General features: G+C 55.3%; 22 protein-coding genes and 1 riboswitch. Of the genes, 13 read left to right on the top strand and 9 right to left on the bottom strand.

Translation table 11 applies throughout. The annotated features are described in order from the left end of the window. Positions 1-51: 51 nt before the first annotated feature. Positions 52-1,614, bottom strand: coding sequence for an oligosaccharide flippase family protein (locus tag OCV66_RS01200; protein ID WP_147573680.1), 1,563 nt, complete (start codon positions 1,612-1,614; stop codon positions 52-54). A gap of 94 nt (positions 1,615-1,708) precedes the next feature. Beyond that, positions 1,709-2,851 carry a tRNA guanosine(34) transglycosylase Tgt gene (tgt, locus tag OCV66_RS01195; protein ID WP_107630488.1) on the bottom strand — a complete coding sequence of 381 codons (1,143 nt, stop codon included), beginning with the start codon at positions 2,849-2,851 and terminating at the stop codon, positions 1,709-1,711. 290 nt (positions 2,852-3,141) lie between these two features. On the opposite strand from tgt, the gene OCV66_RS01190 reads away from it, so the two are divergent. From OCV66_RS01190 to zwf, 3 genes are read left to right on the top strand one after another with little or no spacing between them, the layout of a single operon-like run. Continuing rightward, entirely contained in the window at positions 3,142-4,143 is a 1,002-nt protein-coding gene (locus tag OCV66_RS01190; protein WP_186949442.1) for a lactonase family protein, read from the top strand. After that, on the top strand, positions 4,140-5,552 hold the full coding sequence (gndA, locus tag OCV66_RS01185; RefSeq protein WP_054325935.1) for an NADP-dependent phosphogluconate dehydrogenase: 1,413 nt from the start codon (positions 4,140-4,142) through the stop codon (positions 5,550-5,552). The genes OCV66_RS01190 and gndA overlap by 4 nt, the downstream gene beginning before the upstream one ends. Further along, complete coding sequence (gene zwf, locus OCV66_RS01180) at positions 5,549-6,943, top strand: glucose-6-phosphate dehydrogenase (RefSeq protein ID WP_147573678.1); 1,395 nt, start codon at positions 5,549-5,551, stop codon at positions 6,941-6,943. Before gndA ends, zwf begins: the two co-directional genes overlap by 4 nt. Positions 6,944-6,997: 54 nt before the next feature. On the opposite strand, the gene queA is transcribed toward zwf, so the two are convergent. Together queA and OCV66_RS01170 are read right to left on the bottom strand one after the other, a co-directional pair. Next, entirely contained in the window at positions 6,998-8,023 is a 1,026-nt protein-coding gene (queA, locus tag OCV66_RS01175; protein WP_107632107.1) for a tRNA preQ1(34) S-adenosylmethionine ribosyltransferase-isomerase QueA, read from the bottom strand. 66 nt (positions 8,024-8,089) lie between these two features. Continuing rightward, positions 8,090-9,751, bottom strand: a complete 1,662-nt coding sequence (locus tag OCV66_RS01170) for a SpoIID/LytB domain-containing protein (RefSeq protein WP_054325934.1) — start codon at positions 9,749-9,751, stop codon at positions 8,090-8,092. An 89-nt stretch (positions 9,752-9,840) separates the two neighbouring features. Continuing rightward, a riboswitch (Lysine riboswitch) is annotated at positions 9,841-10,023 on the top strand. Positions 10,024-10,155: 132 nt separating this feature from the next. On the opposite strand from OCV66_RS01170, the gene asd reads away from it, so the two are divergent. The 6 genes from asd to OCV66_RS01140 all read left to right on the top strand — a co-directional run bounded on the left by asd (position 10,156) and on the right by OCV66_RS01140 (position 16,510). After that, positions 10,156-11,238, top strand: a complete 1,083-nt coding sequence (asd, locus tag OCV66_RS01165; protein ID WP_107630484.1) for an aspartate-semialdehyde dehydrogenase — start codon at positions 10,156-10,158, stop codon at positions 11,236-11,238. A 17-nt stretch (positions 11,239-11,255) separates the two neighbouring features. Then, entirely contained in the window at positions 11,256-12,152 is an 897-nt protein-coding gene (gene dapA, locus OCV66_RS01160; protein WP_054325933.1) for a 4-hydroxy-tetrahydrodipicolinate synthase, read from the top strand. 20 nt (positions 12,153-12,172) lie between these two features. After that, on the top strand, positions 12,173-12,949 hold the full coding sequence (gene dapB, locus OCV66_RS01155) for a 4-hydroxy-tetrahydrodipicolinate reductase (protein ID WP_054325932.1): 777 nt from the start codon (positions 12,173-12,175) through the stop codon (positions 12,947-12,949). A gap of 599 nt (positions 12,950-13,548) precedes the next feature. Beyond that, the gene (locus OCV66_RS01150; RefSeq protein ID WP_054325931.1) at positions 13,549-14,673 is read left to right on the top strand and encodes an iron-containing alcohol dehydrogenase; all 1,125 of its coding nucleotides are present in this window, start codon (positions 13,549-13,551) and stop codon (positions 14,671-14,673) included. A 27-nt stretch (positions 14,674-14,700) separates the two neighbouring features. After that, the gene (locus OCV66_RS01145; RefSeq protein WP_107630481.1) at positions 14,701-15,543 is read left to right on the top strand and encodes a transketolase; all 843 of its coding nucleotides are present in this window, start codon (positions 14,701-14,703) and stop codon (positions 15,541-15,543) included. 4 nt (positions 15,544-15,547) lie between these two features. Continuing rightward, positions 15,548-16,510 carry a transketolase family protein gene (locus OCV66_RS01140; protein ID WP_054325930.1) on the top strand — a complete coding sequence of 321 codons (963 nt, stop codon included), beginning with the start codon at positions 15,548-15,550 and terminating at the stop codon, positions 16,508-16,510. 539 nt (positions 16,511-17,049) lie between these two features. Here OCV66_RS01140 and OCV66_RS01135 read toward each other — a convergent pair. Continuing rightward, the gene (locus OCV66_RS01135) at positions 17,050-18,099 is read right to left on the bottom strand and encodes a tyrosine recombinase XerC (RefSeq protein WP_147573677.1); all 1,050 of its coding nucleotides are present in this window, start codon (positions 18,097-18,099) and stop codon (positions 17,050-17,052) included. 129 nt (positions 18,100-18,228) lie between these two features. Here OCV66_RS01135 and OCV66_RS01130 point away from each other — a divergent pair, with 129 nt between their 5' ends. Both OCV66_RS01130 and OCV66_RS01125 read left to right on the top strand, forming a co-directional pair. Continuing rightward, complete coding sequence (locus OCV66_RS01130) at positions 18,229-18,753, top strand: O-acetyl-ADP-ribose deacetylase (protein ID WP_054325929.1); 525 nt, start codon at positions 18,229-18,231, stop codon at positions 18,751-18,753. Next, on the top strand, positions 18,746-19,744 hold the full coding sequence (locus OCV66_RS01125) for a helix-turn-helix transcriptional regulator (protein WP_147573676.1): 999 nt from the start codon (positions 18,746-18,748) through the stop codon (positions 19,742-19,744). Before OCV66_RS01130 ends, OCV66_RS01125 begins: the two co-directional genes overlap by 8 nt. 232 nt (positions 19,745-19,976) lie before the next feature. On the opposite strand, the gene OCV66_RS01120 is transcribed toward OCV66_RS01125, so the two are convergent. Genes OCV66_RS01120 through metF form a run of 3 tightly spaced genes read right to left on the bottom strand, consistent with a single transcriptional unit; the run spans position 19,977 to position 23,851 of the window. Continuing rightward, positions 19,977-22,343 (bottom strand): homocysteine S-methyltransferase family protein, encoded by a 2,367-nt coding sequence (locus OCV66_RS01120; protein ID WP_054325928.1) that lies wholly within the window; start codon positions 22,341-22,343, stop codon positions 19,977-19,979. 6 nt (positions 22,344-22,349) lie between these two features. Further along, complete coding sequence (locus OCV66_RS01115) at positions 22,350-22,994, bottom strand: vitamin B12 dependent-methionine synthase activation domain-containing protein (protein ID WP_054325927.1); 645 nt, start codon at positions 22,992-22,994, stop codon at positions 22,350-22,352. Further along, positions 22,991-23,851: a methylenetetrahydrofolate reductase [NAD(P)H] gene (gene metF / locus OCV66_RS01110; protein WP_054325926.1), complete on the bottom strand. Its 861-nt coding sequence runs from the start codon at positions 23,849-23,851 to the stop codon at positions 22,991-22,993. The genes OCV66_RS01115 and metF overlap by 4 nt, the downstream gene beginning before the upstream one ends. Before the next feature lie 104 nt (positions 23,852-23,955). Here metF and OCV66_RS01105 point away from each other — a divergent pair, with 104 nt between their 5' ends. Both OCV66_RS01105 and thiD read left to right on the top strand, forming a co-directional pair. Next, positions 23,956-24,861, top strand: a complete 906-nt coding sequence (locus OCV66_RS01105) for a radical SAM protein (protein ID WP_054325925.1) — start codon at positions 23,956-23,958, stop codon at positions 24,859-24,861. Continuing rightward, complete coding sequence (gene thiD / locus OCV66_RS01100; RefSeq protein ID WP_054325924.1) at positions 24,858-25,643, top strand: bifunctional hydroxymethylpyrimidine kinase/phosphomethylpyrimidine kinase; 786 nt, start codon at positions 24,858-24,860, stop codon at positions 25,641-25,643. Before OCV66_RS01105 ends, thiD begins: the two co-directional genes overlap by 4 nt. A gap of 37 nt (positions 25,644-25,680) precedes the next feature. Here thiD and pyrB read toward each other — a convergent pair whose 3' ends face one another. Then, a complete protein-coding gene (pyrB, locus tag OCV66_RS01095) occupies positions 25,681-26,742 on the bottom strand; it encodes an aspartate carbamoyltransferase (protein WP_054325923.1) in 1,062 nt (353 codons plus the stop codon).

Here is a 26,742-nt window from a genome sequence, read left to right as displayed (position 1 = left end):
CGTTCTGTTGTACTTAATCTTATCCGTTCAGGGGTATTTTGTCAAGACGGTCTACCACATACAGACGTTTGGCATCTGTGGCTTTTCGATTCTGCGGGACAGATATCGGATCAGACGTATGCCCAACAGCCGCAGCACAACGACGTATAGAAGCCCTGCGCCGCACACTGTCGCCCCCAGTGCAGCAATATCATTCATGAGGTACTCTTGCAGAACAGAGTAGAAAATCCGCGTCCAGCAAAAAAGGGTAGCGCCGCATAGTAGCGGAACGCCAAAGCGGCGCAGCGGCCGGACCGCGAAGCCGGTATGCCGCTGCAAAATGCAGAAATTGATTAGAAACGCACCCGCGCTGGTCAGCAGCATGGCGAGCAGATAACCGTAAATGCCGAGTGTCGGCCGTGCGCACCAGCGATACATCAGGCAGAGCTGGACCAGCTCCGCGCTGACTGCCGTGACCACATTCAAATGCTGCAGCCCGAGCGCGTTCAACAGGCTGCCGGACGACATCTGGTAGTAACTGACGATTGCGACCGCTCCCAGCAGGGCTACATAACCGGCCGTCAACGGCTGGCCAAAGAAGAACTCGCTCAACTGCGGCGCAAGCGGAATCAGCACCGCTGTAGCAGGCAGCGCAATCAGGCCGACGGTGGAAACCGATCTGCCGATTAACGCCTGCACGCGCTTGATATTCCCGACCGCCTGCGCTGCGGTGACTGCCGGAAGCAGAGCGGTGCAGACTGAGCTGACCAGCGCCACTGGAAGAAGAAGCAGAGGCATCGCCATACCGGAGATTACACCGAGTGCCGAGAGTGCCTGTTCATAGGTCAGTCCGGCCACCATCAGCCGCTGCGGAAGCAGGACCGAACCGGCCGAGCTGATGATATTGCCGACCAAAGCCGATGCGGAAAGCGGCAACGCGATAAAGAAAAACTGCTTGCTTGTCTCTGCGTCGAGTCTTCCGGCGCGCTGACCAGCCGCTATATTTTTCTGGAACAGACGTGTCAGGAACAAAGCGCTGAACACTTCGCTCACCACCATGCCAGCAAAAATCAGCATAGCGATCGTTCCGTAATCCTCTCCCTGGTATTCATATAACAGGATACCGACTGATAAAATCCGGATCAGTTGTTCTCCTACCTCGGAATAGGCGGTAAACTGCATTTGTTCCAGGCCGATAAACAGGGACTTGAAGATATTCTCCACACCGGTCAGCGTGAGGCATAATAGAACGAACGGGAACGCCTTGGCGCACCGGATATCTCCCAGCCATCCGGCCGCGATCCTGTTTCCGAAAAGCAGGATGACCGCCGCGCAGAATGTACATAGTGTAAAAAAAACTGTGAACGCCAGCCGGAGGATCGCACCGATTTTTCCGCGCTCTCCCCTTGCCTCGCTGGCCGCGCTCAGACGGGAGCAGGCCATGGTCACGCCGGAAAGGCAGCCGGCATTGAGTACCAGATAGGCGGAATTGACCAGGCGGTAAACGCCAAGCCCCTCCGCGCCGGCAAAGTGGCTGAGGATAACGCGATAAAGGAATCCCAGCGCCTGCAGCGCCAAATTGCCGCAGGCAAGGATTCCGGCCGCATATAGAATCGTTTTTTTCTGAATCCGCACGGCATGACCCCATTTCACTTTAAGGCTATGCCGAGTTATGCACGGATATGAAAGAAAAAGGCCTTCTCCACATAGGAGAAAGCCTGGTATACCCTTATATCCTTTTGCTCATTTTTTCGCTGTATTCCGCGCGGAACGCAGCAAATGTGCCCTGTTCGAGTGCATCACGGATCTCCTGCATCAAATGGTTATAGAACCACAGGTTATGCATGACCAACAGGCGCTGAGATAGCATTTCACCGCTTTTGAGCAGATGGCGGAGATAAGCACGGCTGAATCTCTGGCAGGTCGGGCACCCGCAGCCTTCCTCGATCGGCCGGTCATCCGTCTGATATTTTGCGTTCATAATGTTTAAAATACCATTATGCGTGAACAGGTGTCCATGCCTTGCGTTTCTGGTCGGCATGACGCAGTCAAAGAAATCAACGCCGCGCGCCACGCCTTCGATAATGTTGGACGGTGTGCCAACCCCCATCAAATAACGCGGCTTGTTTTCCGGCGCATGCGGCAGCACCACATCCAGGATGTGATACATGACCTCGGTGCTTTCGCCCACCGCGAGGCCGCCGATCGCATAGCCGGGCAGGTCAAGCTCTGCAATCGCCTGCATATGCTCGATGCGCAGGTCGTCATAGGTGCCGCCCTGATTGATGCCGAACAGCATCTGCTGCGGATTTACCGTATCCGGCAGGCTGTTGAGCCGCGTAAGCTCTGCCTTACAGCGCCGCAGCCAGCGGGTTGTCCGGTCGATCGAGTCTTTAACATATTCGCGCGGTGCCGGATTTTCAATGCATTCGTCAAACGCCATTGCAATATCCGAGCCGAGGTTCGACTGGATCCGCATGCTTTCCTCCGGCCCCATAAAAATCCTGCGCCCATCGACATGTGAATGGAACGTCACGCCCTCTTCCTTGATTTTGCGTAACGTAGCCAGAGAGAACACCTGAAAGCCGCCGGAATCGGTCAGCATGGGGCCGTCCCAACGCATAAAGCGGTGCAGCCCGCCCATTTGCCTGACGATCTGATCCCCCGGCCGCACATGCAGATGATAGGTGTTGGACAGTTCGATTTGACATCCGAGCGCTTTCAGGTCAAACGCATCAACCGCGCCCTTGATCGCGCCGGCCGTTCCGACATTTTGGAACACCGGTGTCTGCACAACGCCGTGGGCGGTGCAAAATTCCCCTCTTCTGGCGTATCCCTCTGTTTTGAGCAGATTAAAAGTTCCTATTTTCATAATTCCCTCGTTACTTTTCAAGCAGTGGGTCTATTTTACCACAAACCGCCAGCCGTTTCAATGTTGCACCGCAAATAATTCGTTTTTTCTCTCTGAAATGGCTGCTTTGCCGCCTCAAACGCGGCGCTTTGACAAAATTCTATCAGAATTGTATACTATAGCAATTCCCAGGATATTTGATTGGCATCTTTTTGTTAGGTATTGTTTGCGTTTTGACTTGTTTTTTTCATCCGCAGCCCATACAATTACAGTAACAGGAGTTACTGCAGGCTTACCAAAGGAGAATGCTTATGGATCGCTTTACAGGCTATGTCGGCACCTACCATTCCAGCCGCTCGCAGGGGATTTATCGTTTTTTTCTGGACGCCGAATCCGGTAAATTGGCAGGAGAGAACTGCGTTTTAGACGTGCCTGACTCCAAATACCTCGCCATACGCCAAGACGGTTTGCTGGCGTCGGTCGTAGGGCGTGCAGGTAAGGCCGGACTCTGTGTGGCGGATCTGCGCCAGTCTTCCCACCCCTTTCAGGTGGAAGCCCTCACCGAGGGAAGCGCAGGCTGCCATGCGGCGTTCTATCAGACGTATGGGTATACCGCCAATTTTCACGCCGGAACGGTTTCTTTTTACCGGATTGCTGATAAGACACCGGTTTTTCAGTACACAATACCCATAGCGCCCGGCGCGGGCTGCCATCAGGTCCTTTTTCACGCGGATACGCTGCTGGTCCCCTGCATGGAGCTGGACGAGATTCGCATGTTCCATATTCCCGATCACACCCCCTGCGGCACGATCCCCTTTCCGCAGGGCAGCGGCCCGCGGCACGCCGTTTTGGATGAGACATCCCAAGCCCTGTATGTAGCCGCCCAAAAGGATAATTCCCTTTACTGCTTCCATATCTGCGGAAACAGAGAATTCCGCCTATTTCAGCGTGTTCCGCTGCTGGTCTCCCCCGACCCCGCGCGAGACGAAGCCGCCGCGATCCGTCTTTCACCGGACCACCGGTTCCTGTATATCTCGGTGCGCGGCGCAGACCAGATCGTCGTTTTGGAGCGAAGGAACGGCAAACTGCAGGTCATTCAGCGCATTCCCTCCGGAGGCGAACATCCGCGTGATATCGCCCTCTCGCCGGACGGACGCTGGCTGCTCGCGGCAAACCGCTTTTCCGGCGATCTGGTCAGCTTCCCGCGCGACTCTGCCACCGGCCGCCTCGGCGCGGCCTGCGGCCATACAATCATCCACCAAGGCGTCAGTATTGTTTTTGATGCCCAAGAAAGAAAGGAACATGAAAAATGAAGCTTTGTGATATCGGCATTATCGGACTTTCCGTTATGGGCCGTAGCCTTGCGCTCAATATGGCTGACCACGGTTTTTGCGTTGCCGGCTATAACCGTAGCCGTTCGGTCACGGAAGCGGTGGTGCTGGAGCACCCGCATCCCAATCTTATGCCGTTTTATACACTGGAGTCGTTCGTCTCCGCCCTCAAGCGGCCGCGCCGCGTCATGCTGATGATCCAGGCGGGCGCACCGGTCGACGCTGTGATCGATCAGCTCCTCCCTCTGCTGGCCACAGGTGATATTCTTCTGGATGGGGGAAATTCCTTTTTTGAAGACACCCGACGGAGAAGCCGGATGCTTTCCGAAAAAGGCATCCAATACTTTGGCGTTGGCATTTCCGGCGGAGAGGAAGGCGCCCGCCGCGGCCCCTCCATCATGCCGGGCGGCGATGCGGACGCGTATCCCGCGGTGCAGCCTATTCTCGAATCCATCGCGGCGACCGCGGAGCAAATGCCATGCTGTGCCTATATCGGACCGGATGGTGCCGGACATTATGTGAAAATGGTCCACAACGGTATCGAATATGCCGATATGCAGCTTATCGCGGAAAGCTACCTGCTGCTCAAATATTGCGGTGGTTTTTCCAACGCTGCGCTTGCAGAGCTGTATGCGGACTGGAATCAGGGAGAGCTGAAAAGCTTTCTGGTCGGTATCACCGCAGACATTTTTCGGGAGAGGGACGACCTTGCGGACGGCGATCTGATCGACCACATTCTTGACAGCGCGGCTCAAAAAGGCACCGGACGCTGGACAAGTATGGAATCGCTTCGCCAGGGCGTGGATGTTTCCATGATCACAGCGGCGGCAGGCGCGCGCGTCATGTCCAATGCGCTGGAAACCCGCGAAAAGGCGGCTGGTCTGCTTGAGGTGGACGCAGTTCCTCCGGTGCAGGACCGAAAAGCATTTGCCGAACAGATCCGCCGCGCGCTTTATGCCGCGAAGATCGTCGCTTACGCCCAGGGCTTTTCGCTGCTGCGGGACGCTTCCGAACGCTATCACTGGTCACTTGACCTGGGAACGATCGCCGCTATTTTCCGCGCCGGCTGTATCATTCAGGCAGACTTTCTGAACGATATCACCGCCGCATTCCGGCGCGATCCGCTGCTCGGGAACCTCCTGCTCGACCGCTTTTTCCACGAAAAAATTGCCGCAAACCATCAAAGCCTGCGCAGCGCGGCCGCTTCGGGCATCCGGACAGGGCTGCCCCTGCCTGCCATGACAAACGCGCTCTCCTATCTGGATGCGTTCCGTTCCCCGCATACAGGCGCGAACCTCATCCAGGCACAGCGCGACTTCTTCGGCTCGCACACCTATGAGCGCACCGACCGTACCGGAGCATTTCATCACGAATGGAGGAAAACGGAATGAGCAAGGCCTTTACTATTTTTGGCGGCACTGGCGATCTGACCTTCCGCAAACTCCTGCCCGCGCTTTACAACGGAAGCATTTCCGGCGCGGAATCCGAGGATTATCAAATCATTATCATCGGGCGGCGGGAGTATACCACTGAGCAGTACTGTGCGCTTGCCCGTGAATGGGTGCAGAAGTTTGCGCGCCTGCCCTACTCGGATCGCGCGTTCGGGCGATTTGCCTCCCGCATCGCATACTACCGCATGGATTTCTCCGACCCTGCCGCCTATCAGGAGCTGAATGACTATTTCAGCGCGCACGGAATTGAGGAATTTATTTTTTACCTTGCAGTCGCGCCCCGCTTTTTCGGTCTGATCGCCGAAAATCTGGCGTCGGTATCAGGCGCCTCCCGCGGCAAGGTGATTCTGGAAAAGCCGTTCGGTGAAACGCTCGAAGCGGCAAAGGACTTAAACCGCCGGCTGGAAACGATTTTTTCTCCGGACCAGATCTACCGTATCGACCACTACCTCGGCAAGGAAATGGTCCGCAACATTGAAACAATCCGCTTCTCCAATCCGATTTTTACCAACCTGTGGGATGCGCGCTTCATTGAATCCGTGCAGATCTCCGCGCTGGAGGACGTTGGCGTCGAATCCCGCGGCGGCTATTATGACGAAGCCGGCGCCATGAAAGACATGGTGCAAAACCATTTGTTCCAAATTCTCTCTATCGTGGCGATGGAGAGGCCCAGCGATTATATCGGCTCGGATATGCACGCGGAACAGCTCAAGGTTTTGCATGCCCTGCGTCCGGTCGGCCAGGAGCCGATCAAGGATACGCTCGTCCTTGGCCAATATGAGGGCTACCGGCAGGAAAAGCTGGTGGGCGCCCATTCCCAGACAGATACCTACGCTGCTTTACGTCTGTTTATTGACAATGACCGTTGGCGCGGCGCACCCTTCTATATCCGCACAGGGAAAAAGCTGGGCGAGCGGGAGATGAACGTCGTCGTAACATTCCGGCGCCCCCGTCCGGATGTTGCGCATAACGTTCTTGTCATCCGCATACAGCCGACCGAGGGCGTCTATCTGCAGTTCAATATCCAAAAACCGGGCGATACCACTGATATCACCCAGGCAAAGATGGATTTTTGCCAAAGCTGCCTGCTGGAAAACCGCATCAACACACCGGAGGCATATGAACGGCTGATCGGCGCCTGCATCCGCGGCGAACACTTTTGGTTCTCCCAATGGGACCAGATCGAAACCGGCTGGGAATACGTCGAGCAGCTCCGCACCGCATACCGCGAAGCAGGGCTGCCTCTTGTCAGCTATCCTACGGGTTCCTCCGGACCCGTGCAGGCCGACCGGCTGCTCGAGCGGTTTGGCCACGCATGGTTCAAGACCTGATATAAAGAAACAGCGCCGGCATCTGCCGGCGCTGTTTCTTTTCCTTTACCCATTTTAATAGAGAAGCATGGAATCGCCAAACGAGAAAAATCGATATTCCTCGCCAATCGCCTGCCGGTATGCATTCATCACCATCTCCCGCGTGGCGAACGCGGAAATCAGCATCATCAGCGTGCTCTCCGGCAAATGGAAGTTTGTCACAAGGTGATCGACCGCCTTGAACTGGTAGCCCGGGTAAATAAAAATATCCGTCCAGCCCGACTGGGGCCGTACCTGCCCGCTTTCATCCGCGATTGTTTCCAGTGTCCGGCAGGCGGTCGTGCCGACGGCCCAGATCTTACCGCCCGCAGCCCGCGTACCGTTGATCAGGCCAGCGGTTTCCGCATCCATGATATAATATTCGGCGTGCATCACATGGTCGGTGATCTCCTCCTCCTTGACAGGCCGGAACGTCCCCAAGCCAACATGCAGCGTGACAAAGGCAAGCTTTACCCCCTTTTTCCGCAACGCCTCCAGCAGTTCCGGCGTAAAATGGAGGCCTGCCGTGGGCGCAGCGGCCGAGCCGGGCGTTTTGGAATAAACCGTTTGATACCGCTCCGGATCATCCAGCTGTTCCTTGATATACGGCGGCAGCGGCATCGTGCCGAGCTGATCCAGTATTTCCAGGAAAATCCCTTCATGGTGGAATCGGATCAGGCGGTTCCCGTCTGGTTGAACGGCCTCAACCGTGGCGGTGAGCATACCATCCCCAAAGGTCAGCTCCACGCCGGTGCGTGTCTTACGCCCCGGCCGCGTCAGGCACTCCCACAGCCCTTCGCCCTTATCCGTTAGCAGTAGTACCTCGATCGGTGTCGTATGCCCGACCGCATGCCCCATCAGCCGCGCCGGAATCACGCGGGAATTATTGAACACCATACAGTCCCCCGGCTCGACATAGGCCAGCAGGTCGCGAAAATGCCGGTGCGAGACCGACCCGTCCGTCCGATCCAGTACCAACAGACGGGACGCGTCACGCTGTTCCAGCGGATGCTGCGCGATCAACCGCTCTGGAAGATCAAAATAAAAATCGCTTTTTTTCATCATAAAAGCATGGACGCCCGCGCGGAGCGCCCATGCTGCTTTCCTCCTTTACTGTCTGTTCCGCGTTTATCCGGCAACGGAAACGCCGGTAAAATAGAATTTGAGTATTTCTTCATAGTCAAAGCCCTGCTTGGCCATCGCATAGGCGCCCCACTGGCTCATGCCTACGCTGTGGCCCCAGCCGGAGCCCTGAAACGTATAGCTCGCGGCATTCGTAACGGGAACCTGCTCTTCCGCGTCCTCCGTAGTGCGGATCAGAACCGTTTCGTTTTCAAAGCCCACCGAGAAGCCTAACGCCTCCCCTATGTCACGCACCTTATAATAGTTGTTCCCATTGACACGGTAGCCTGTCAGGGAAATCCCCTTCCCGTTCAGCAGGATCGTGGAATCCGAGGGCGTACAGCTTTCGACCGCAGTCGTACCCGGCGCAGCCATTTCACCGCCGACCGTTTGGTAGGCCGCACCTTTGGTCAGCTCGATGCGGTTGTTCCTGCCGTCCCATGCCACATTGAACTGGCTGTCCGTACCATTCAATATGTAGGCGATATCGCGCAGCTTATAGTAGTTGTTGTCATTGATATTATAGCCCTGCGGCTCGACCGGCTTGCCATCCGCGGTTACCTTATGCGTGGATGGGCTGATCTTCAAGCTTGCGCGCTGCGGCAGGACGGCCGCGGCGCCAGAGGTATTGGGCGTGATCGTATACCGGATGCTGTCCAGTCCGAATACTGTGCGCACCTCGTCTTTCTCAATGATCACCTGTTTGCCAGCCGTATCCGTCACAGTCACTTCATTGACGTTGTCCGTCGCGGTCCGCTTGGTGACTTCCACATTTGCCACGGTGCCGATCGTGTATCCGGCGCTTATCAGCTTTTTCTGCACTTCTGCCGCAGTGAGGGTCACGCTCCACGAGCTGTCGTATTCCTCGTAAGGATCGATCTTGCCTTTCAGGTAAGGATAGTCACCACCCCAGACGTTCGCGGCATCCTCGGTCGCGCCGCCATCCGATGAAAAGAAATACCCGATGACCGGCTCCCCCTCATAGGTCAGGTATTCCCCCTTTGTGGCGTCCACCGCCGCATCAGAAGCCGCGGTCGCTTTATTGGCGCCCAGATAGACCTGGCAGTTTGTGGTATTGCAAAGGTCGTACCCGTCGCTTGTATGCTTATGCGTTCCCAGCGCGAAAGACCGTGCGCATACCGCCTGTGCTTTCTGCGCTTCCTCCGGCCATTCCGGATCGATCTCGTACGGAAGAACGCCCTTCACATAATCTTCTAATCCAACATAATTTATAACAGTCAGGTTTCCGCTGGAAGAACGCCTGTACACAAAATCCCCGCGCCACTGATAGCCCCTGAACCAGGTCAGCTCGCTGTTCGGACGGATGGCCAAATGATCCGCGCCCGCCGCCGAGGTATACAGGACCTTACCGTTCGCCGTGTTCGACACCTGGAAAGCATCGTTCACCAGCTTCACGGTAAGCTGGGTATCCGATAAAGCCGTGCCGCCGGAAAATGTGGTGCCGTCCATCGTGCCGACCGTGTAGCCGGCCTCCTCGCCGGATACATTTTCCAGCTTTGGGTCAGCAAAGGCGTTTTCCCCACTGATGGTAAGCCCGACGCGCAGCGTTACATTGGTATCGGCCGCTGACGCGGGCAGGCCGGTGAAGCAGGCGGTCACCACTGTGACGCAAAGCAGCAAGGATAGGATTTTTTTCATACGGTTCATTTCATTAAAGTCCTCCTATTAATTTCTTCTGGCTTCTATTGACAAATAACAGACCATATTCTAAAATAAAGTCGATATGTATATTCCGTCACTACGATAGAGGCGCGGTTTTCATCAGTATCGTCTGGAAGGGGCCGTAACCCCGTTTGATCAGACGAGAAAGGGTCTGCCGCCGAAGCCTTCTCCTTGTTACGGCAGGGCGGGCTGGACGTCGAGGAAAACATCCCTGCGTCTGTCATCAGCAGCAATGCCGGTGGAGAGCTATCCTTTTTAGAAGAATACGGATTGTCCGCTTTTTCTATTATAGTATAGATCATACCGGTTTTTCAACCGGTTTTTTTCTTTATTGCCGTGTTGGCGGAAATTATCCAACGATTTGTAATTTTGGGGAGGACAATGTGGAAATGAAGCATTACAAAGTTGGCATCGTCGGTGCGACCGGCATGGTCGGGCAGCGTTTTTCCCTGCTGCTGGAAAACCATCCTTGGTTTGAGGTCGCCGCGCTTGCGGCGTCCGGCCGAAACCGCGGCAAAACTTATGAGGAAGCCTGCGCGGGCCGCTGGAAGATGACCGCGCCGATGCCGGAAAAGTTCAAGGACATGGTGATGTACGACGCAACGGAAGACGCGGAGGAGATCGCCGCCAAGGTGGATTTTATTTTCTGCGCTGTGGACATGAAAAAGGATGAGATCCGTGCGCTGGAGGAAAAATACGCAAAGCTGGAGTGTCCGGTCTGCTCGAACAATTCGGCTCACCGCATGACGCCCGATGTGCCGATGATCATTCCGGAAATCAACGCGGCGCATGCGGCGATCATTCCGGCGCAGCGCAAGCGCTTGGGGACAAAGCGCGGCTTTATCGCAGTCAAGTCCAATTGTTCGATTCAGAGCTATGTACCCGCCCTTTCCGCCCTGCTGGATTTTGAGCCGACCGAGGTTGCCGTCTGCACCTATCAGGCAATTTCCGGCGCCGGCAAAACCTTCGAGAGCTGGCGCGAAATGGTTGATAACGTTATCCCCTACATCGGCGGCGAGGAAGAAAAAAGTGAAAAAGAGCCGATGAAGGTGTGGGGCCGCGTCGCAGGTGACCATATCGAGCCTGCCTCCTCCCCTGTTATCACCGCACAATGCCTGCGCGTGGCATGCTCGGACGGTCATATGGCGGCAGCGTTCGTCAAATTCAAAAACAAACCCGCCAAGGAAGAAATGATTGCGCGCTGGCGTGGCTATCAGGGCCGTGCGCAGGAGCTCGCGCTTCCCTCTGCCCCCGCGCATTTCCTGACCTATTTCGAAGAGGACGACCGGCCCCAGACCAGGCTCGACCGCGACCTGGAGAACGGCATGGGCGTTTCGATCGGCCGGCTGCGCGAGGACGCCCTGTACGACTATAAATTTGTGAGCCTGTCACATAATACCCTGCGCGGCGCAGCGGGCGGTGCCGTATTAATGGCCGAGTTATTGTGCGCCGAAGGCTATATGGACCGATAAGGAGGAGTATGACAATTATGAAAAAGCCTGTTTTTACCGGTGCCGGTGTTGCGATCATTACACCGTTCAAGGCGAATGGTGCGGTAAATTATGACGAATTCGGACGCATCATCGACTATCAGATCGCGCATGGCACGGACGCCATCATTGTCTGCGGCACAACGGGCGAATCATCCGCCCTGCACGACAAGGAGCATCGCGAGGTTCTCGCCTGGTGCTGCGAGTATGTCAACCACAGGGTTCCCGTTATTGCCGGCGTCGGTTCGAACCACACGGATTATGCAGTCGAACTGACCAGGTTTGCCAAGGAGTGTGGCGCCGAAGGCGGCCTTTCTGTTACCCCTTATTATAACAAGACGACGCAGCGGGGCCTTCTCGCCCACTACACTGCGATTGCCGACAGCTGCGACCTGCCGATCATTCTCTACAACGTTCCCAGCCGGACCGGCGTATGCTTTACGGCAGACACGCTGCTTGAGCTTTCCAAGCATCCGAACATCAACGGCATCAAAGCCGCATCCGGCAATTTCACGCTTCTTGCCGAAACCATGGCAAAATGCGGGGGTGACCTTAACGTCTGGTCGGGTAACGACGACCAAATTGTCCCCATGATGGCGCTGGGAGGCAAGGGCGTCATCTCGGTCCTTTCCAACGTTGCCCCGCAGGAAACGCATGACCTGACGCAGCTGTGCTTTGAAAACCGCTATCCGGAAGCCGCTGCCATGCAGCTCAAGTACCACAACCTGATCGACGCATTGTTCTGTGAAGTCAACCCGATCCCCGTCAAGAAGGCTATGGAGCTGTTGGGCTGGAATCCTGGGCCGCTGCGCCTTCCGCTTGTCGAGCCTAGTGAAGAGCACACCGCTTATATTCAGCGCGAGCTTGCGGCTGTGGGCTGCCGGATCGAGTTATAAATTAAAGGAGTTTTGAAAAGATGTTAAAAATCGCGCTTTCCGGCTGCAGCGGCCGGATGGGCCGTGTGATCGCCGATATTGTCGCCAGCCGTAATACGATGCAGATTGTTGCCGGTTTTGATGTCAATACGGCAAAATATGCGGATTTTCCGGTTTTTTCCGACCCCTTTGAGTGTACGCTTGACTGTGATGTAATCATCGATTTCTCCAATGCTTCCAGCACGGAACATCTGCTGGCGTATTGTGAAAAGCACCATCTTCCGGTTGTAATCTGCACCACCGGCCATACCGGAGAGCAACTCGACCGGATCCGCAGCGCGGCGGCTAAAATCCCCGTGTTCCGCTCCGGCAATATGTCGATCGGTATCAACCTGATGACCGCTCTCCTTCGCGAAGCCGCCTCTATTTTAGGCGATCAATATGATGTGGAGATCATCGAAAAGCATCATAACCAGAAGCTTGACGCGCCCTCCGGCACGGCTCTGATGCTTGCCGATGCCGTGGCAGGAGCGCTTCCCTATAACGCCACCTATGTGTACGACCGCCACCAACGCCGCGAAAAGCGTCCTGCGCATGAAATCGGTATATCTGCGATCCGCGGCGGTACGATTGTTGGCGAACATACCGTTTTGTTCTGCGGACGGGACGAAATCATCGAGATCAAGCATACCGCCCTCTCCCGCGAGGTTTTTGCGGTTGGCGCTGTTGATGCAGCCGCCTTTATGGTCGGTTGCCAAAAGCCTGGGATATACGATATGAACGATGTGATTGCAGCCCGCAATATTGAATTTCCCTAATTTCCCTGCAAAAGTAAAACAGAAAAGCCCAAAGGCACAATTCTGTCCTTTGGGCTTTTCTGTTTTTAAGAGAGAAAGTAAGAGGGTTTTTTTGTGGCAAAATTTTAGTAATTACGGTATTTTGCCGCATTTGGTACCGTGACCGCGTACTAATTTGGTTCGGTTACCGTGACAAACTATAAACGCAACAGACCGGAATGTCAATAGAATTTTCAAAACTTTTCGTCGCCGGTTTTGTTTTTGTGGGAATTGTATATTTTCCTTGAAATTCTTTCGTTTATTTCGTATAAAACCGTTCCCGAAGCCATATTGGACTGGTATGCGTCATTTTTTGTCTTTGTTTTTTGTGCAGACTGTCAAATTTACAATCCCCCGCTCTGGACATAATACCGAATTTCATTAAATTTTATTTTTTAGGATTGACTTTGCCATGGAATGTGGTATAGTGACCATGTAAAGCACAAAATGTTATTTCAGCGGCTGCCACTGCACCGAGCGCATTAGAGCAGCTTTTCTTTTTGCCGCGTCCGGCACCGTTCCCGCGAGCGATTTTGCGCTTACACACGCATGTACTGCAAATTTTATAGGAGGGATACCCCATGAAAGAATTCAAGATGTATGCCGACATCGTCTACCATGATTCCTTTCAGGAATTTATGGAAGGAGAAAATGTCGGTGCAGAGGATTTTATTTTAACAAATGAATTCCTGTACAACCAGTATGTCAAGCCGCTCAACCCCAACTGCGGCTCCCTTTTCATCGAGGCGTATGGCAAGGGCGAGCCGACCACCGAGATGGTTGATGAAATTAAAAAGGCAATTCCGGCTGGTGTCAAGCGCCTGATTGCGGTCGGCGGCGGCTCGGTCATCGATATTGCGAAGATGTGCTCCCTGCATGTTTCCTCCAACAAGACCGAGGATCTGTTCGACCTGAGTCCGGACGCAGAGAAGCCCACCCGCATCTATGAGGTATATGCAATCCCGACTACCTGTGGCACCGGTTCCGAAGTGACGAACGCCTGTGCCGTCGAGTTGTCCAGCCTGCACACCAAGCGCGGCCTGAACAGCCCTCTGATGTTCCCCGCAAAATCTGTGCTGATTCCGGAGCTGATTTCCGGCCTGCCGTATAAGTTCTTTGCTACTTCGTCGATCGATGCGCTTATCCATGCGACTGAGTCCTACCTCTCCCCCAAGGCCAGTCCGGTTTCCGAGCTGTTCTCCAAGGAAGCGATTCGCCTGATCTTCGAAGGCTATCAGTACATCGTGAAAAACGGCCTGGACAAGTGGACGGACCGTGCGCAGGAGTTTATCAACGCTTCCAACTTCGCAGGCCTTGCGTTCTGCTCGGCGGGCTGTGCCGCAGTGCATGCTTTGAGCTATCCGCTCGGCGGCGGCTATCACATCCCGCACGGCGAAGCCAACCAGCTTGTTTTCGCGGCAACGTTCCGCAAGTACAAGGAAAAGCAGCCGGTGGGCAAGATCAACGATCTCGAAAAGATGTGGGGCGACCTGCTCGGCGTTCCGGCTGATCAGGCGCTGGAGGCAGCGTTCCAGTTATTCGACCAGGTTCAGCCGCGCAAGCCGCTGAAGGAATTCGGCATTTCGGATGCGGAATTCCAGGGCTTTGCAGAGGGCGTCATGGCTGGCCAGACCCGTCTGCTGAATAACAACTATGTACCGCTCACCATTGAAGATATGGTTGAGATCTATAAGTCGGTATATTAATAACAAAGAAAGCGAAGTGAGGGCAAAATGAAAAAAAGTCTCAAAGAAATGAACATCTTCGCCGCTCAGATCCGCAAAGCTGCCCTGCGCGCGATGAACGCGTTCCACGGCGGCCATGTCGGCGGCTCGATGTCCATGTCCGATCTGATGGCGGCGCTGTATGGTGAAGTCATGAAGGTAGACCCGAAAAACCCCCAGTGGGAAGAGCGCGACTGGCTGGTCGTATCCAAAGGCCATTGCGGTCCCGCAGTTTACGGCACGCTGGCACTGATGGGCTATTTCCCCGAGGACGAGCTGGATACGCTGAATAAGGAAGGCACCCGCCTCCCCTCCCACTGCGACCGCAACCGCACGCCCGGTATTGATATGACGACCGGCTCGCTTGGCCAGGGCGTATCCGCCGCAGTCGGCATTGCCTGGGGCATGCAGTATCAGAAAAAGCCGAACTATGTTTATACCATACTCGGCGACGGCGAGTGCGACGAAGGCCAGGTTTGGGAGGCGGCGCTGTTCGCAGCGACCAAGAAGCTCGGCCACTTGATCGGCTTTGTTGATTACAACAAAAAGCAGCTTGATGGATATACCAAGGACATCTGCGATCTGGGCGACCTCCGTCAGAAGTTTGAGGACTTCGGCTGGCATTCCCAGGAGGTTGACGGCCACGATATCCCCGCTATCGTCGCCGCGATCGAGGAAGCAAAAAAGGTTGCTGACAAGCCCTCGATGATCGTTCTCAATACGATCAAGGGCAAGGATTGCTGCTTTGCCGATACTTTCTACAACCATTTCGTCCGTTTCCCGGAAGAGGATTACGAGGCTGCCATCAAGGAACTGGACGCTAAGATCGCAAAGCTGGAAAGTGAGGGTTAATCGCATGTACAAAGTTGTTAAAGAGATTCGTCCCGAAGAGGTCGAGATGAAAAAGACCTTTGCGGACACCATGGAAGAGATGGCCGCAAAGGACGATGCCGTCGTATACTTTGACTGCGACGTTATCAACTCCATTGGCATGGTCGGTTTCGGAGAAAAGTATCCGGACCGCTGCATTGACTGCGGCATCCAGGAAGCAAATATGATCGGCGTCGCCGCGGGCGCGTCTGCGGTCGGCCTCAAGCCGTTCACACATACTTTCGGTCCGTTCGCCGCACGCCGTGTCATTGACCAGGTTTACATCTCCGCTGCCTACGCAAAGCTCAATGTGCGCATGATCGGTTCGGACGCCGGCGTCACCGCTTCCTACAATGGCGGCACCCATATGCCGATTGAGGACATGGGCCTGATGCGCACAATTCCGGAGGTCACTCTGCTTGAGCCTACCGATTCGGTCATGCTGGCCGATTTGATGCGTCAGACTAAGGATATGTACGGCGTATTCTATATCCGCATCACCCGTAAGGTTGTGGACAAGGTTTTCGAGGATGGCTCTACCTTTGAAATTGGCAAGGCGGTCGAGCTGCGAGATGGCAGTGATGTCACGCTGATCACTTCCGGCTACTGCACCACGGATACCATCAAGGCTGCCGAGATCCTGGCAAAGGAAGGCATTTCCGCCAAGGTTCTGAATATGTTCACCTGGAAGCCGCTCGACGTTGAGGCGATTGTTGCCGCCGCACAGAAGACCGGCGCGATCGTGACAGTAGAGAACCATAATGTCATCAACGGCCTTGGTTCTGCTGTGGCTGAGGTGGTTGGCGAGCATTGCCCGGTTCCGATGAAGCGCATCGGCGTGCAGGACCGCTTTGGCGAAGTCGGTTCCATCGATTATTTGAAGGGGATTTTTGGCATGACGGTGGAGGATATCGTCGCAGCCGCCAAGGAGACCATCAAGCGCAAATAATTCCGTTGCCTATACAACAGGGAGGTATGCTTTCCGCATATCTCCCTGTTTTTTTGGTTCATTTTCCCGGTTTGTAGCTTGTCTTCTGTACACATAGGTTGCTTGGCCTATGCCGCAACAATGAAAGCGGCAGCCATGTCCAGATGGAGCGCCATTGCGCATGGCAACGAGGTCAACGAAACCATCCGCCATGACGACCTCCTATGCGATGCAAAGCATCCTGACTGATGTCGTGAGCGCCGGAACCGAAGCTCCTCTGGGATATGGACTCGGCTACAGTATTTTTTACTACTATTGCGCTTCCAATGCAGTTCTGGATACGGAGCAATACATCAAGCTGCTTTCTGGGGACGGTATCGCACCCACGGAAGAAACTATCGCGGATGGCAGCTACCCTCTGCCTATGTCGTCCTGCGCAAGGACACTCCGGCGGATATGCTTGCCCGACGGCTCGCTTCGTTCATGCTCTCCGAAAACGGCCAGCGCTGTGTTCGAAACGCCGGCTATGGCGCACTCCAATAAGAATAAAAGGGGAAGCACTATCCGGTGCTTCCCTCTTCCTTGTCTGTTTCCTGCTTTCGGCTTGGCTTTACCGAGGCAAGCGGATTTTTTGCCGCCGCTTCCCGCAGGCTGCTGTCCTCAATATGCGTATAGATCATTGTGGTATTGACGCTGGTATGGCCTAAGATATTCTGCAACGTACGGATATCCACCCCGTTTTGGTACATCAGCGTCGCCGCCGTATGGCGCAGCTTATGCGCCGAGTACTTCTGTGTATCCAGCCCCGCCTGCCCTAAATGCTTTTTAACCAGCCATTTAACGGTTTGCACATTGATACGGTTGCGGTTGCGGCTGATAAACAGCGCGTTTTTATCCTTTTCGTGCGGTGTGATACGCTTGGGCAGGTATTGTTCGAGCGCGGCCTTGCACGCCTGGTTGAGATATACCGTGCGCTCCTTGTTTCCTTTACCCAGCACACGCACTGTATCCCCCTGGAAGTCCGTCAGGTTCAGGCCCACCAGTTCTGAAACGCGCAGCCCGCAGTTTAGAAAAAATGTCAGGATGCAATAATCCCGTTCCGCATACTCACCCTGCACGGCTTCGAGCAGGCGGACGCTGTCATCCGTTGTCAGATAAACAGGCAATGTTTTCCGAATGGTTGGGGATTCCAGATTGCTGACCGGATTGCTGTCCAGTAAATGCCGCTTATCCGTCAGGTATCGGAAAAACGCGCGAATCGCCGAAACCTTACGCGCGCGGGAGGTGCCGCTCAGACCAAAATCCGTCGCGGTACTGTTTTGCTGCGTCGGCCGCTCCCCTGACATATATTCCAGATAATCATAGGCATCGGAAAGCGTAACATCCCGCAGGAAATCAATATCAATGTCCTCGATCGGGATCTGATCCAGCGGCAGGTCTTTCGGGACCAACCCTTTGTTGTGCTTTAACACCCTAAAAAAAAGCCGCAGATCGAGGTAGTATTCATGCGCGGTTTTCGATGATTTTCCCTGTATCGTCGAAATATAGGTGAGAAAATCTCGCAGCACGCGCGGCGCATCCGCAGCGTATTGCGACATGGGCTTTTCCATTGTTCCACTCTCCCTGCTGTGTCATTCTGTTATTATTATATCCTTTCGCATGCCTTGCGTCAAACTTGCAATTTGGTTCGGTTCGCCGTATAATATGTCCAATAAGACTCCCAGAAAGAAGGATTGCATATGAAACGCCTGCAAATCGTTCAGGGCGATATCACCAAATGCCAAACGGACGCGATCGTCAATGCGGCCAACACCGCCCTGCTTGGCGGCGGCGGTGTGGATGGCGCGATCCACCGTGCGGCCGGACCGGAGCTGCTCGCGGAATGCCGCACGCTCGGCGGCTGCAAAACCGGAGAGGCAAAGCCAACCAAGGCCTACCGCCTGCCCTGCCGCTATATCATCCATACCCCGGGGCCGATCTGGAATGGCGGAAAATCCGGAGAGGATGCGCTGCTTGCTTCCTGCTACCGCAATTCCTTGGCCGCCGCAGCCGGACTGGGCTGCAAGACTGTTGCCTTTCCCTCCATCAGCACCGGCGTCTATCATTTTCCGGTCGAACGCGCGGCCCGCATCGCAATCGCTGCTATTGGAGACTTCCTCGCCTCCCATCCGGAGATCGAACGCGTCACCATGGTCTGCTTTGACCGCGCGACGCTTGCCGTCTATCAGGACGCATTGGCAGAAGCGGGACAGGCAGATGGCTAAAAATCCAAATCAAAAGCTGAAGCTGCTGTATCTCTGTAAAATCTTGTTGCAAAAGACGGACGAGGGGCATAAGCTCAGCATGGATGAGCTTCTCTCCGCGCTTTCCCGCTGCGGGATTGAAGCGGAACGGAAAAGCATCTACTCCGATATTGCCGCCCTGCAGGACTTCGGTCTGGATGTCATGCTCCAACGCGGTCCCAACGGCGGGTACTATATTGCGTCCCGTGATTTTGAACTGCCCGAACTCAAGTTGCTGGTGGACGCGATCCAATGCTCCCGATTTATTACGGAAAAGAAATCCAATGAGCTGATCAAAAAAATAGAGGCTCTTGCCAGCGAACCGCAAGCCCGCGCGCTGCAGCGGCAGGTCTATGTTTCCGACCGTGTGAAAACCATGAACGAGAGCATCTATTACAATATTGACACCTTGCACACCGCAGTTTCCGCAGGGGTGCAGATTACGTTCCAATATTTTGAGTGGGCGCTTGACTTTTCCTCCACGCAGCGTATCCGCAAGCGCTATCGCAAGGATGGGGCGCTTTACCAGGTCAGCCCATGGGCATTGACTTGGGATGATGAAAATTATTATCTGGTGGCATACGATCACCTATCGGACTCTATCCGCCACTATCGCGTGGATAAAATGGAGCATATTTCTTTGACTGACAAGCTGCGCGAAGGGCGCCGTCTGTTTCAGGACCGCTTCAACATCGCCGCCTATTCGCGCAAAGTGTTCGGCATGTTTTCCGGCGAGGAAAAAACGGTGCGCCTGCGATGTGAAAACCGGTTTATCGGCGTGCTCCGCGACCGTTTCGGCGCAGAACTGATGGTACAAAAAGCGGATGAAGCGCATTTTTTCATCCGTGTGGATGTTGCGGTCAGTCCGCAGTTTTTTTCTTGGGTGTTTGGCCTAGGCGGTGCGGTACAGATCGTCGAGCCCGAGGAGGTACGCGCCGCTTTTCAACACCAATTACAAGCCATGCTTGAGTAAGTCCTGATTATCGGACTCTTTTCTTGGTACAATAAGTACAACAAAGAAAGGAGAACCGAATATGAGCTACTCGATCGAATATGTAAACGGACACATCGAGGTATACGACGATACCGGCGCGTTTCTGTTTTCCGCCGATACCAAGCAGGAAGCGCTGGAAGAGCTGGCAGGAGCCGCTTAACTACAATATACCCGAAAACAGGGCTGCGGAATATTTCCGCAGCCCTGTTTATCAGCTTTCAAAAATATGGTCGGCGTAATGCACGGTCGCCATTGCGTCACGCGCATAGCAGTCCGCGCCGATGGAATCCGCATATTCCTGTGTCAGCACCGCGCCGCCAACCACGATCCTTGCGTCGGGCTTGCGTTCGCGCAGCAGCCGGATTGTTTGCTCCATACTGACGACCGTGGTGGTCATCAACGCGCTCAAACCCACCAGCGGCACGTTTTCCCTGACCGCTGTGTCGGCAATCGTTTCCGGCGGCACATCTTTTCCAAGGTCGATGACCTGATAACCGTAGTTTTCGAGGAGTACCTTGACGATATTTTTCCCAATATCATGGATATCCCCTTTTACGGTCGCCAGGATGATTCTGCCTTTCACTTCCTGCGGTGCGCCGCGCATCGCGTCCTTGACGACCTCGAACGCGGCTTTTGCCGCCTCCGCACTCATCAGGAGCTGCGGGAGGAATACCGTCCCCTTTTCAAAGCCCTTTCCCACGCGGTCAAGCGCCGGAATCAGCTCGTTGTTCACCAACTCCAACGGCGGCACGGTCCGCAGCAGGTCCCGCGCCGCTTCCGCAGCGCGCTCACGAAGGCCGCGTTCCACACTCTCGCCCAGCGCCATGACCGCCCCGGCTGAAGCCGGCAAGGCCGCCTGCTGATTTCCATACGCTGTGATAAAGCCCGCGCACTGTTCGTCCTGCCCGCTCAAGGCAAGGAAAGACCGGTAGGAACACATCATCGATTCGGCGTTTGGATTGATGATCGCGCAAGATAACCCGTTCTGCAGCGCCATGGTAAAGAAATTAGCATTGATAATTTCCCGCTGCGGCAGTCCGAACGAGATATTGGACACACCAAGTATCGTATGCCCACCCAGTTCGTCGCGAATCCGGCGCAGCGTTTCCAATGTAACAAGCGCTGAGCCGCTGTCAGAGGAAATTGTCATCGCCAGACCGTCGATCACAATGTCTTCCTTTGCAATCCCGTAGAACGCGGCTGTCTCATATATCTTTTTGGCTATCTGCACGCGCCCTTCTGCGGTATAGGGAATGCCGTTTTCATCGAGCGCAAGACCGACCACCACGCCGCCGTATTTTTTCACCAGCGGAAACACTGCCTCCATGCTCTCCCGTTTTCCGCTGACCGAATTAATCATTGGCTTGCCGTTATACAGCCGCATGCCGCGCTCCATCGCCTCAACGCTTGAGGTATCGATCTGCAGCGGCAGCGCGATTACGCTCTGCAGTCGGGTCACCACCTGTGCCATCATAGCCGGCTCGTCGATCTCCGGCAGGCCGACGTTGACATCCAGAATATGCGCGCCTCTGTCCTCCTGCGCCATCCCTTCAGAAAGGATATATTCAATGTTATTTTCCCGCAGCGCTGCCTTGAATTTGCTTTTTCCGGTCGGGTTGATCCGCTCTCCGATAATGACCGGTTTACCGCCAATCTCGACCGCCTGGGAGAAGGAGGAAACGACTGTGCGGTGCTTCCTGACCGCGGGGGCAAAGCTTTTTGTCCTGCAGGCGGCGATCATTTTTCGGATATGCTCCGGCGTGGTGCCGCAGCAACCGCCGAGCAGGTGTACCCCCATCTCTGCGATTTCCCCCATCAGGCGGGCGAATTCATCCGCGTTGATGTCAAATACAGTCCTGCCGTTTTCGCTGCGCGGCAGGCCTGCATTGGGGTTGACAATAATGGGAAGTGAACTGACCTCGGTCAGCCGCTTTATAATCGGCTGCATTTGCTTTGGTCCAAGCCCGCAGTTAACGCCGAGCGCATCCACTCCCAGGCCCTCCAGCATGGCCGCTGTGGAATCCACCGTACCGCCGGTGAGCAGCTTGCCTTTCTCGTCAAAAATCATTGTTGCAAGCACTGGCAGCCGACAGTTTTCCTTTGCCGCAAGCACGGCGGCCTTGGCCTCATAGCTGTCGCTCATTGTTTCAATCAAAACAAGATCGGCGCCGGCGGCAGCGCCGATACGCACGACTTCCCCAAACAATTCAACTGCGCGCTCGAACGGCAGGTCGCCCATCGGCTGCAGTAGCCGGCCGGTTGGTCCGATATCAAGCGCGATATAGGCGTCCTCCCGTCCGGTGCGCCGCCTTGCTTCTTTGGCATGCGCTACTGCCGCCTGCACAATCCGACGCAGGTTATGCGGATATTTAAGAGCATTCGCACCGAAGGTATTGGTGTTGACGATATCGCTGCCCGCCTCGAAATAGCCGCAATGCAGCGATATGATTTCTTCCGGATGCGTCAGGTTCCAGGTTTCCGGTAGTTCCCCTGCCGCAAGGCCGCGTTCCTGGAGGATCGTGCCTGTGCCGCCGTCAAAAAACAACCATTCTTTCCCTAAGCGTTCTTTCAGTTCCATTATTCCTTATCTCCTAAAAGCGCAGTCTGTTTTTCCGCATTCCTCGCAACCCTTTCGGTGGCAGGGCTGCGGCGTGGCGGACAGCCCGATCACCGCGGTCACCGATTTGATCGGCGCTAGCAGGCAGCTTTCGGTTACCGTCAGCCCGATCTTTCGCGGCGTATCCAGCAGACGGCTCAAATCCCGCTGGTGACCGATGTCAAAATCGCCGTACCCGGGGCTGAAGCGCGGCCGGCAGTACAGGCCGTAGTTGCCGGCTTCCCGACGCAGCATATCGTTCACTTCCTCGCAATAAGCCTCAATCATCGCGGCGGCGACAGCTTGATAAATCACCGCGTCGCTCATGCGCACGGCAGATGCACGGGCAATCAGCCGGTCCGCCCCTATCCCCAGCGTTGCCGCCATCAGGTAAACGTCTGTGCAGTCTTTCAGGTTGCGCGCCAGGTGATTGCTGTGAATTGCAACGCCCGCCACATCCAGCATATTCTCAGCCGGATGGCGCAGCGGGAACCGCCGGAAGACAGATTGGGGCTGGATGACGTCCTGCAATCCCTCCGCGCAGCGGACAAGGCTTTCCTCCACCGCCGCATCCGGTTCGGTTCCGCGGTAGCCCAAATATCGAAGCGCTTCGCTGCGGTCGAACGTAATCACTTGAGGATCTCCGACAGGCTTGCCTGGATCTCCGCAGCGATCTCTGGCTTGTTCATCGAGTAAACATGGATATGGTTTACTCCATTGGCGATCAGGTCAATGATTTGTTCGGTGGCATAAATCACACCCGCCTGCTTCATCGCCGCTGGATTGTCGCCAAAGCGGTCGACGATCGCCTTAAAGCGTTCGGGCAGATAAGTACCAGACATTGCGGTGATACGCTTGATCTGTTTTACATTCGTTACCGGCATGATGCCCGCGACCACCGGTACGGTGATCCCCTTTTCGCGGATCCGGTACAGGAAATTATACAGGATATTGTTATCAAAAAACATCTGGGTCGTCAAAAATTCGCAGCCCGCCTCCACCTTTTCCTTGAGTCGGAGAATATCCTCGGTTTTGTTGGACGCCTCGACATGCCCTTCCGGATAGCACGCGCCGCCCACGCAAAAATCTCCCTGCTCCTTGATATCGCACACCAGTTCGGCCGCGAAACGGTAATCGTTTGCAGGGGCGCCGCCTGCCGGAATATCGCCGCGCAGCGCAAGCACATTTTCAAGGCCATGCGCCTTGAACGCTTCCAGCATAGAGGATACATGCGCTTTCGTCGAGGATACGCAGGTCAGATGCGTCAATACGGTAACGCCGTATTTTTTATGCAAATCAGATGCGATATGTACTGTATGCTCGCTCGTACCGCCGCCCGCGCCATAGGTCACACTCATAAAGTCCGGCCGCAGTGCCGCGATCTCCTGCGTGGCCTGCGCAACCGATTCATAGCTGCTGCCGTTCTTTGGAGGAAACACTTCAAAGGACAGCGTCACCTTGTCCTGCTTTAAGATGTCAGATATTTTCATGTCGGTTATCTCCTACAGTTTTGCTTTTCATTTAGTATAGCATAAATCCCGTCTTTATTTCCAGACCAAAATACGCTATAATATACTTCATTGGAGGGGTAAATTTGACAGGTCTGCTCAAACACTGTACATTATGCCCGCGCGCCTGCGGTGCCGACCGGACACGCACACGCGGCCTGTGCGGCGCCGGCGCGCAGGTGGAGGCCTCCCGCGCTTCGCTGCACCTGTGGGAGGAACCGCCGATCTCCGGCACGCACGGCTCCGGCACGGTATTTTTTACCCATTGTTCCCTGGGCTGTGTGTTCTGCCAAAACCGCCAGATCAGCCGCCGCGCGGCGAGCGGCACGACCGTTTCTATAGCCGAGCTGGCAAAAACCTTTCTTTCGCTTCAGAACAAAGGCGCGCACAACATCAACCTGGTCACCGGCGCGCACTATGCGCCACAGGTCATCGAGGCGCTGGCACAGGCCAGGCTGCTGGGGCTGAATATCCCTATTGTTTACAATTCCAGCGGCTATGAAAGCGAGGATACGCTCGCCCTGCTCGACGGATGGATCGATATTTACTTGCCGGATTATAAATATTACAGCAGCTATTATGCTGCGCGCTATTCCCATGCAGAGGACTACCGTGAAACCGCTGTTGACGCGATTGCGGAAATGGTACGGCAGAGCGGGCCGCCCCAGTATGATGCCAACGGTCTGCTCCTTCGCGGAACAATTATCCGGCATTTGATGCTGCCGGGGCTTGCCGGCGATACCGCCCAGGTGCTTCGTGATATCGCGGTCCGATTCAGCGATACTGTGCTGGTGAGCCTGATGCGGCAGTATACGCCGTTTGACATGGAGTGTTGGCCCGAACTGAACCGCACGGTCACGGACCAAGAGTATGAGGATGCCTGCACGCTGTTCCGCTCGCTCGGGCTGAGCGGCTTTTTTCAGCAGGAGCAAGCAGTTGGAGAGAGCTTTATTCCTGCGTTTGACGGAAGTGGATTGGAGGAAGAAAAATGAAAACCGTACTCGCCATCGCCGGCACCGATCCCACCGGCGGCGCCGGTATCCAGACCGATTTGAAAACAATCGAGGCGTACGGCCTGTATGGTATGGCCGTTATCACGGTCGTGATCGCACAGAATACAACAGGCGTTTTTGATATGCAGCCTGTTTCCGCAGCGCTTGTCGCCAAACAGATCGACTGCGTTTTTGAGGATATCCGTCCGGACTCCGTAAAGCTGGGTATGTTGTATGATACCAATATCATCCGCACGGTGGCGGAGCGGCTGCGCGCCTACCATGCTGAAAACATCGTGCTCGACCCTGTGATGCTTTCTTCCAGCGGAAGCGCGCTGCTGCGCCCTGACGCCGCCAAAACGCTTTTGGACGAGTTGTTCCCCCTGTGCGCGCTCGTTACTCCCAATCTGCAGGAAGCGGCCGCGATATGCGGCCATACCATCCGCAGCCGTGCGGACATGGAACAGGCCGCGCAGGCGATCGCCCCCTTGACCCAAGGCTCTGTGATGGTCAAGGGCGGGCATCTGCGGGACTGTGCCGACGACCTTCTGTTTGCGGACGGCCAGCTCCACTGGCTGTCTGCGCCCCGCATCGATAATCCCAATACCCACGGCACCGGCTGCACGCTCTCCTCCGCAATTGCCTGCGGGCTGGCGCAGGGAATCCCCCTGGCCGACAGCGTTAAACGCGCCAAACGCTATCTGACCGCCTGTATCCGCTATGGCCTGGCGCTGGGGCATGGCTCCGGTCCACTGCAGCACAAGGTGGATTGGGACAAATAGAATAAGCCCTGACCCGTTCGGGTCAGGGCTTTTGATTTTACAGCAGCATCTCCAACGGCGCGTCGCAATAGGGACAACGGCTGCCGGGTGTACCTTCCAGCGGCAGGTATGGTTCGGTCTTGGTGATACATTTGTGGTTGGAGCAACGGACGCCGTGCGCGCCGATCTCCTGATGTCCTGCACGGATGAATGGCAATTTGGAAAGCGTCAGCAACAACGCCATACGGCCGAACATCCCAAACCTCGCCTGACGAAAATAAACCGCACGCGGATCCTCGTCCACGTCCTGCGCGATCTCGTCCACACGTGGCAGCGGGTGGAGCACCAGCATGTCCTTTTTGGCGCGCTTCATTTTTTCCGCAGTCAATTGGTAGCTGCCTTCCAGGTTTTTATATTCCTGCGCAGTCACAAAGCGCTCGCGCTGGATACGGGTCATATAAAGCACGTCGAGTTCCGGCAGGACTTCGTCAATACTGTTCACTTCACAATACGGCATGCTGTGATCGTTCAGGAAGCGAATCATATAGTCGGGCAGCTTAAGCGCTTCCGGTGCAATCAGATAAACCTGCACATTATGGTAGCGCTCCAGAAAATGCAGCAGCGAATGGACCGTGCGCCCATATTTCAGGTCCCCGCACAGGCCGATTTTCATATCATCCGCCGAGCCGCGCAGACGCAGGATCGTCACCATGTCGGTCAAAGTCTGTGTGGGATGCAGATGTCCCCCGTCGCCGGCATTGATCACGGGAACCGAAGAGTACATCGAAGCCGCTTTCGCCGCACCTTCGCGCGGGTTGCGCATGACAATCAGGTCCGCATAGCTGGATACCATGCTGATCGTGTCTTTCAGCGTCTCCCCCTTTGCCGTGGAGGAGGAGCCAGGATCGGAAAAGCCAACCACACTGCCGCCCAACCGCATCATCGCTGTTGAAAACGACAGGTTTGTCCGTGTCGACGGTTCGTAAAACAGGCTGCCCAGCACCTTGCCGCGGCAGGCATCCGTATAGCCTTCCGGACGATCGATTATATTTGTTGTCAGTTTATACAGATCAGCGAACTCTTTTTCTGTTAAATCGCTAAGATCAATGATATGGCGCAT

Origin of the sequence: Agathobaculum ammoniilyticum (assembly GCF_025567315.1) — a bacterium.
Classification (GTDB): Bacteria; Bacillota; Clostridia; order Oscillospirales; family Butyricicoccaceae; genus Agathobaculum; species Agathobaculum ammoniilyticum.
Note: the sequence above shows the minus strand (reverse complement) of the source record. Positions and strands in the feature narration are given on the sequence as shown.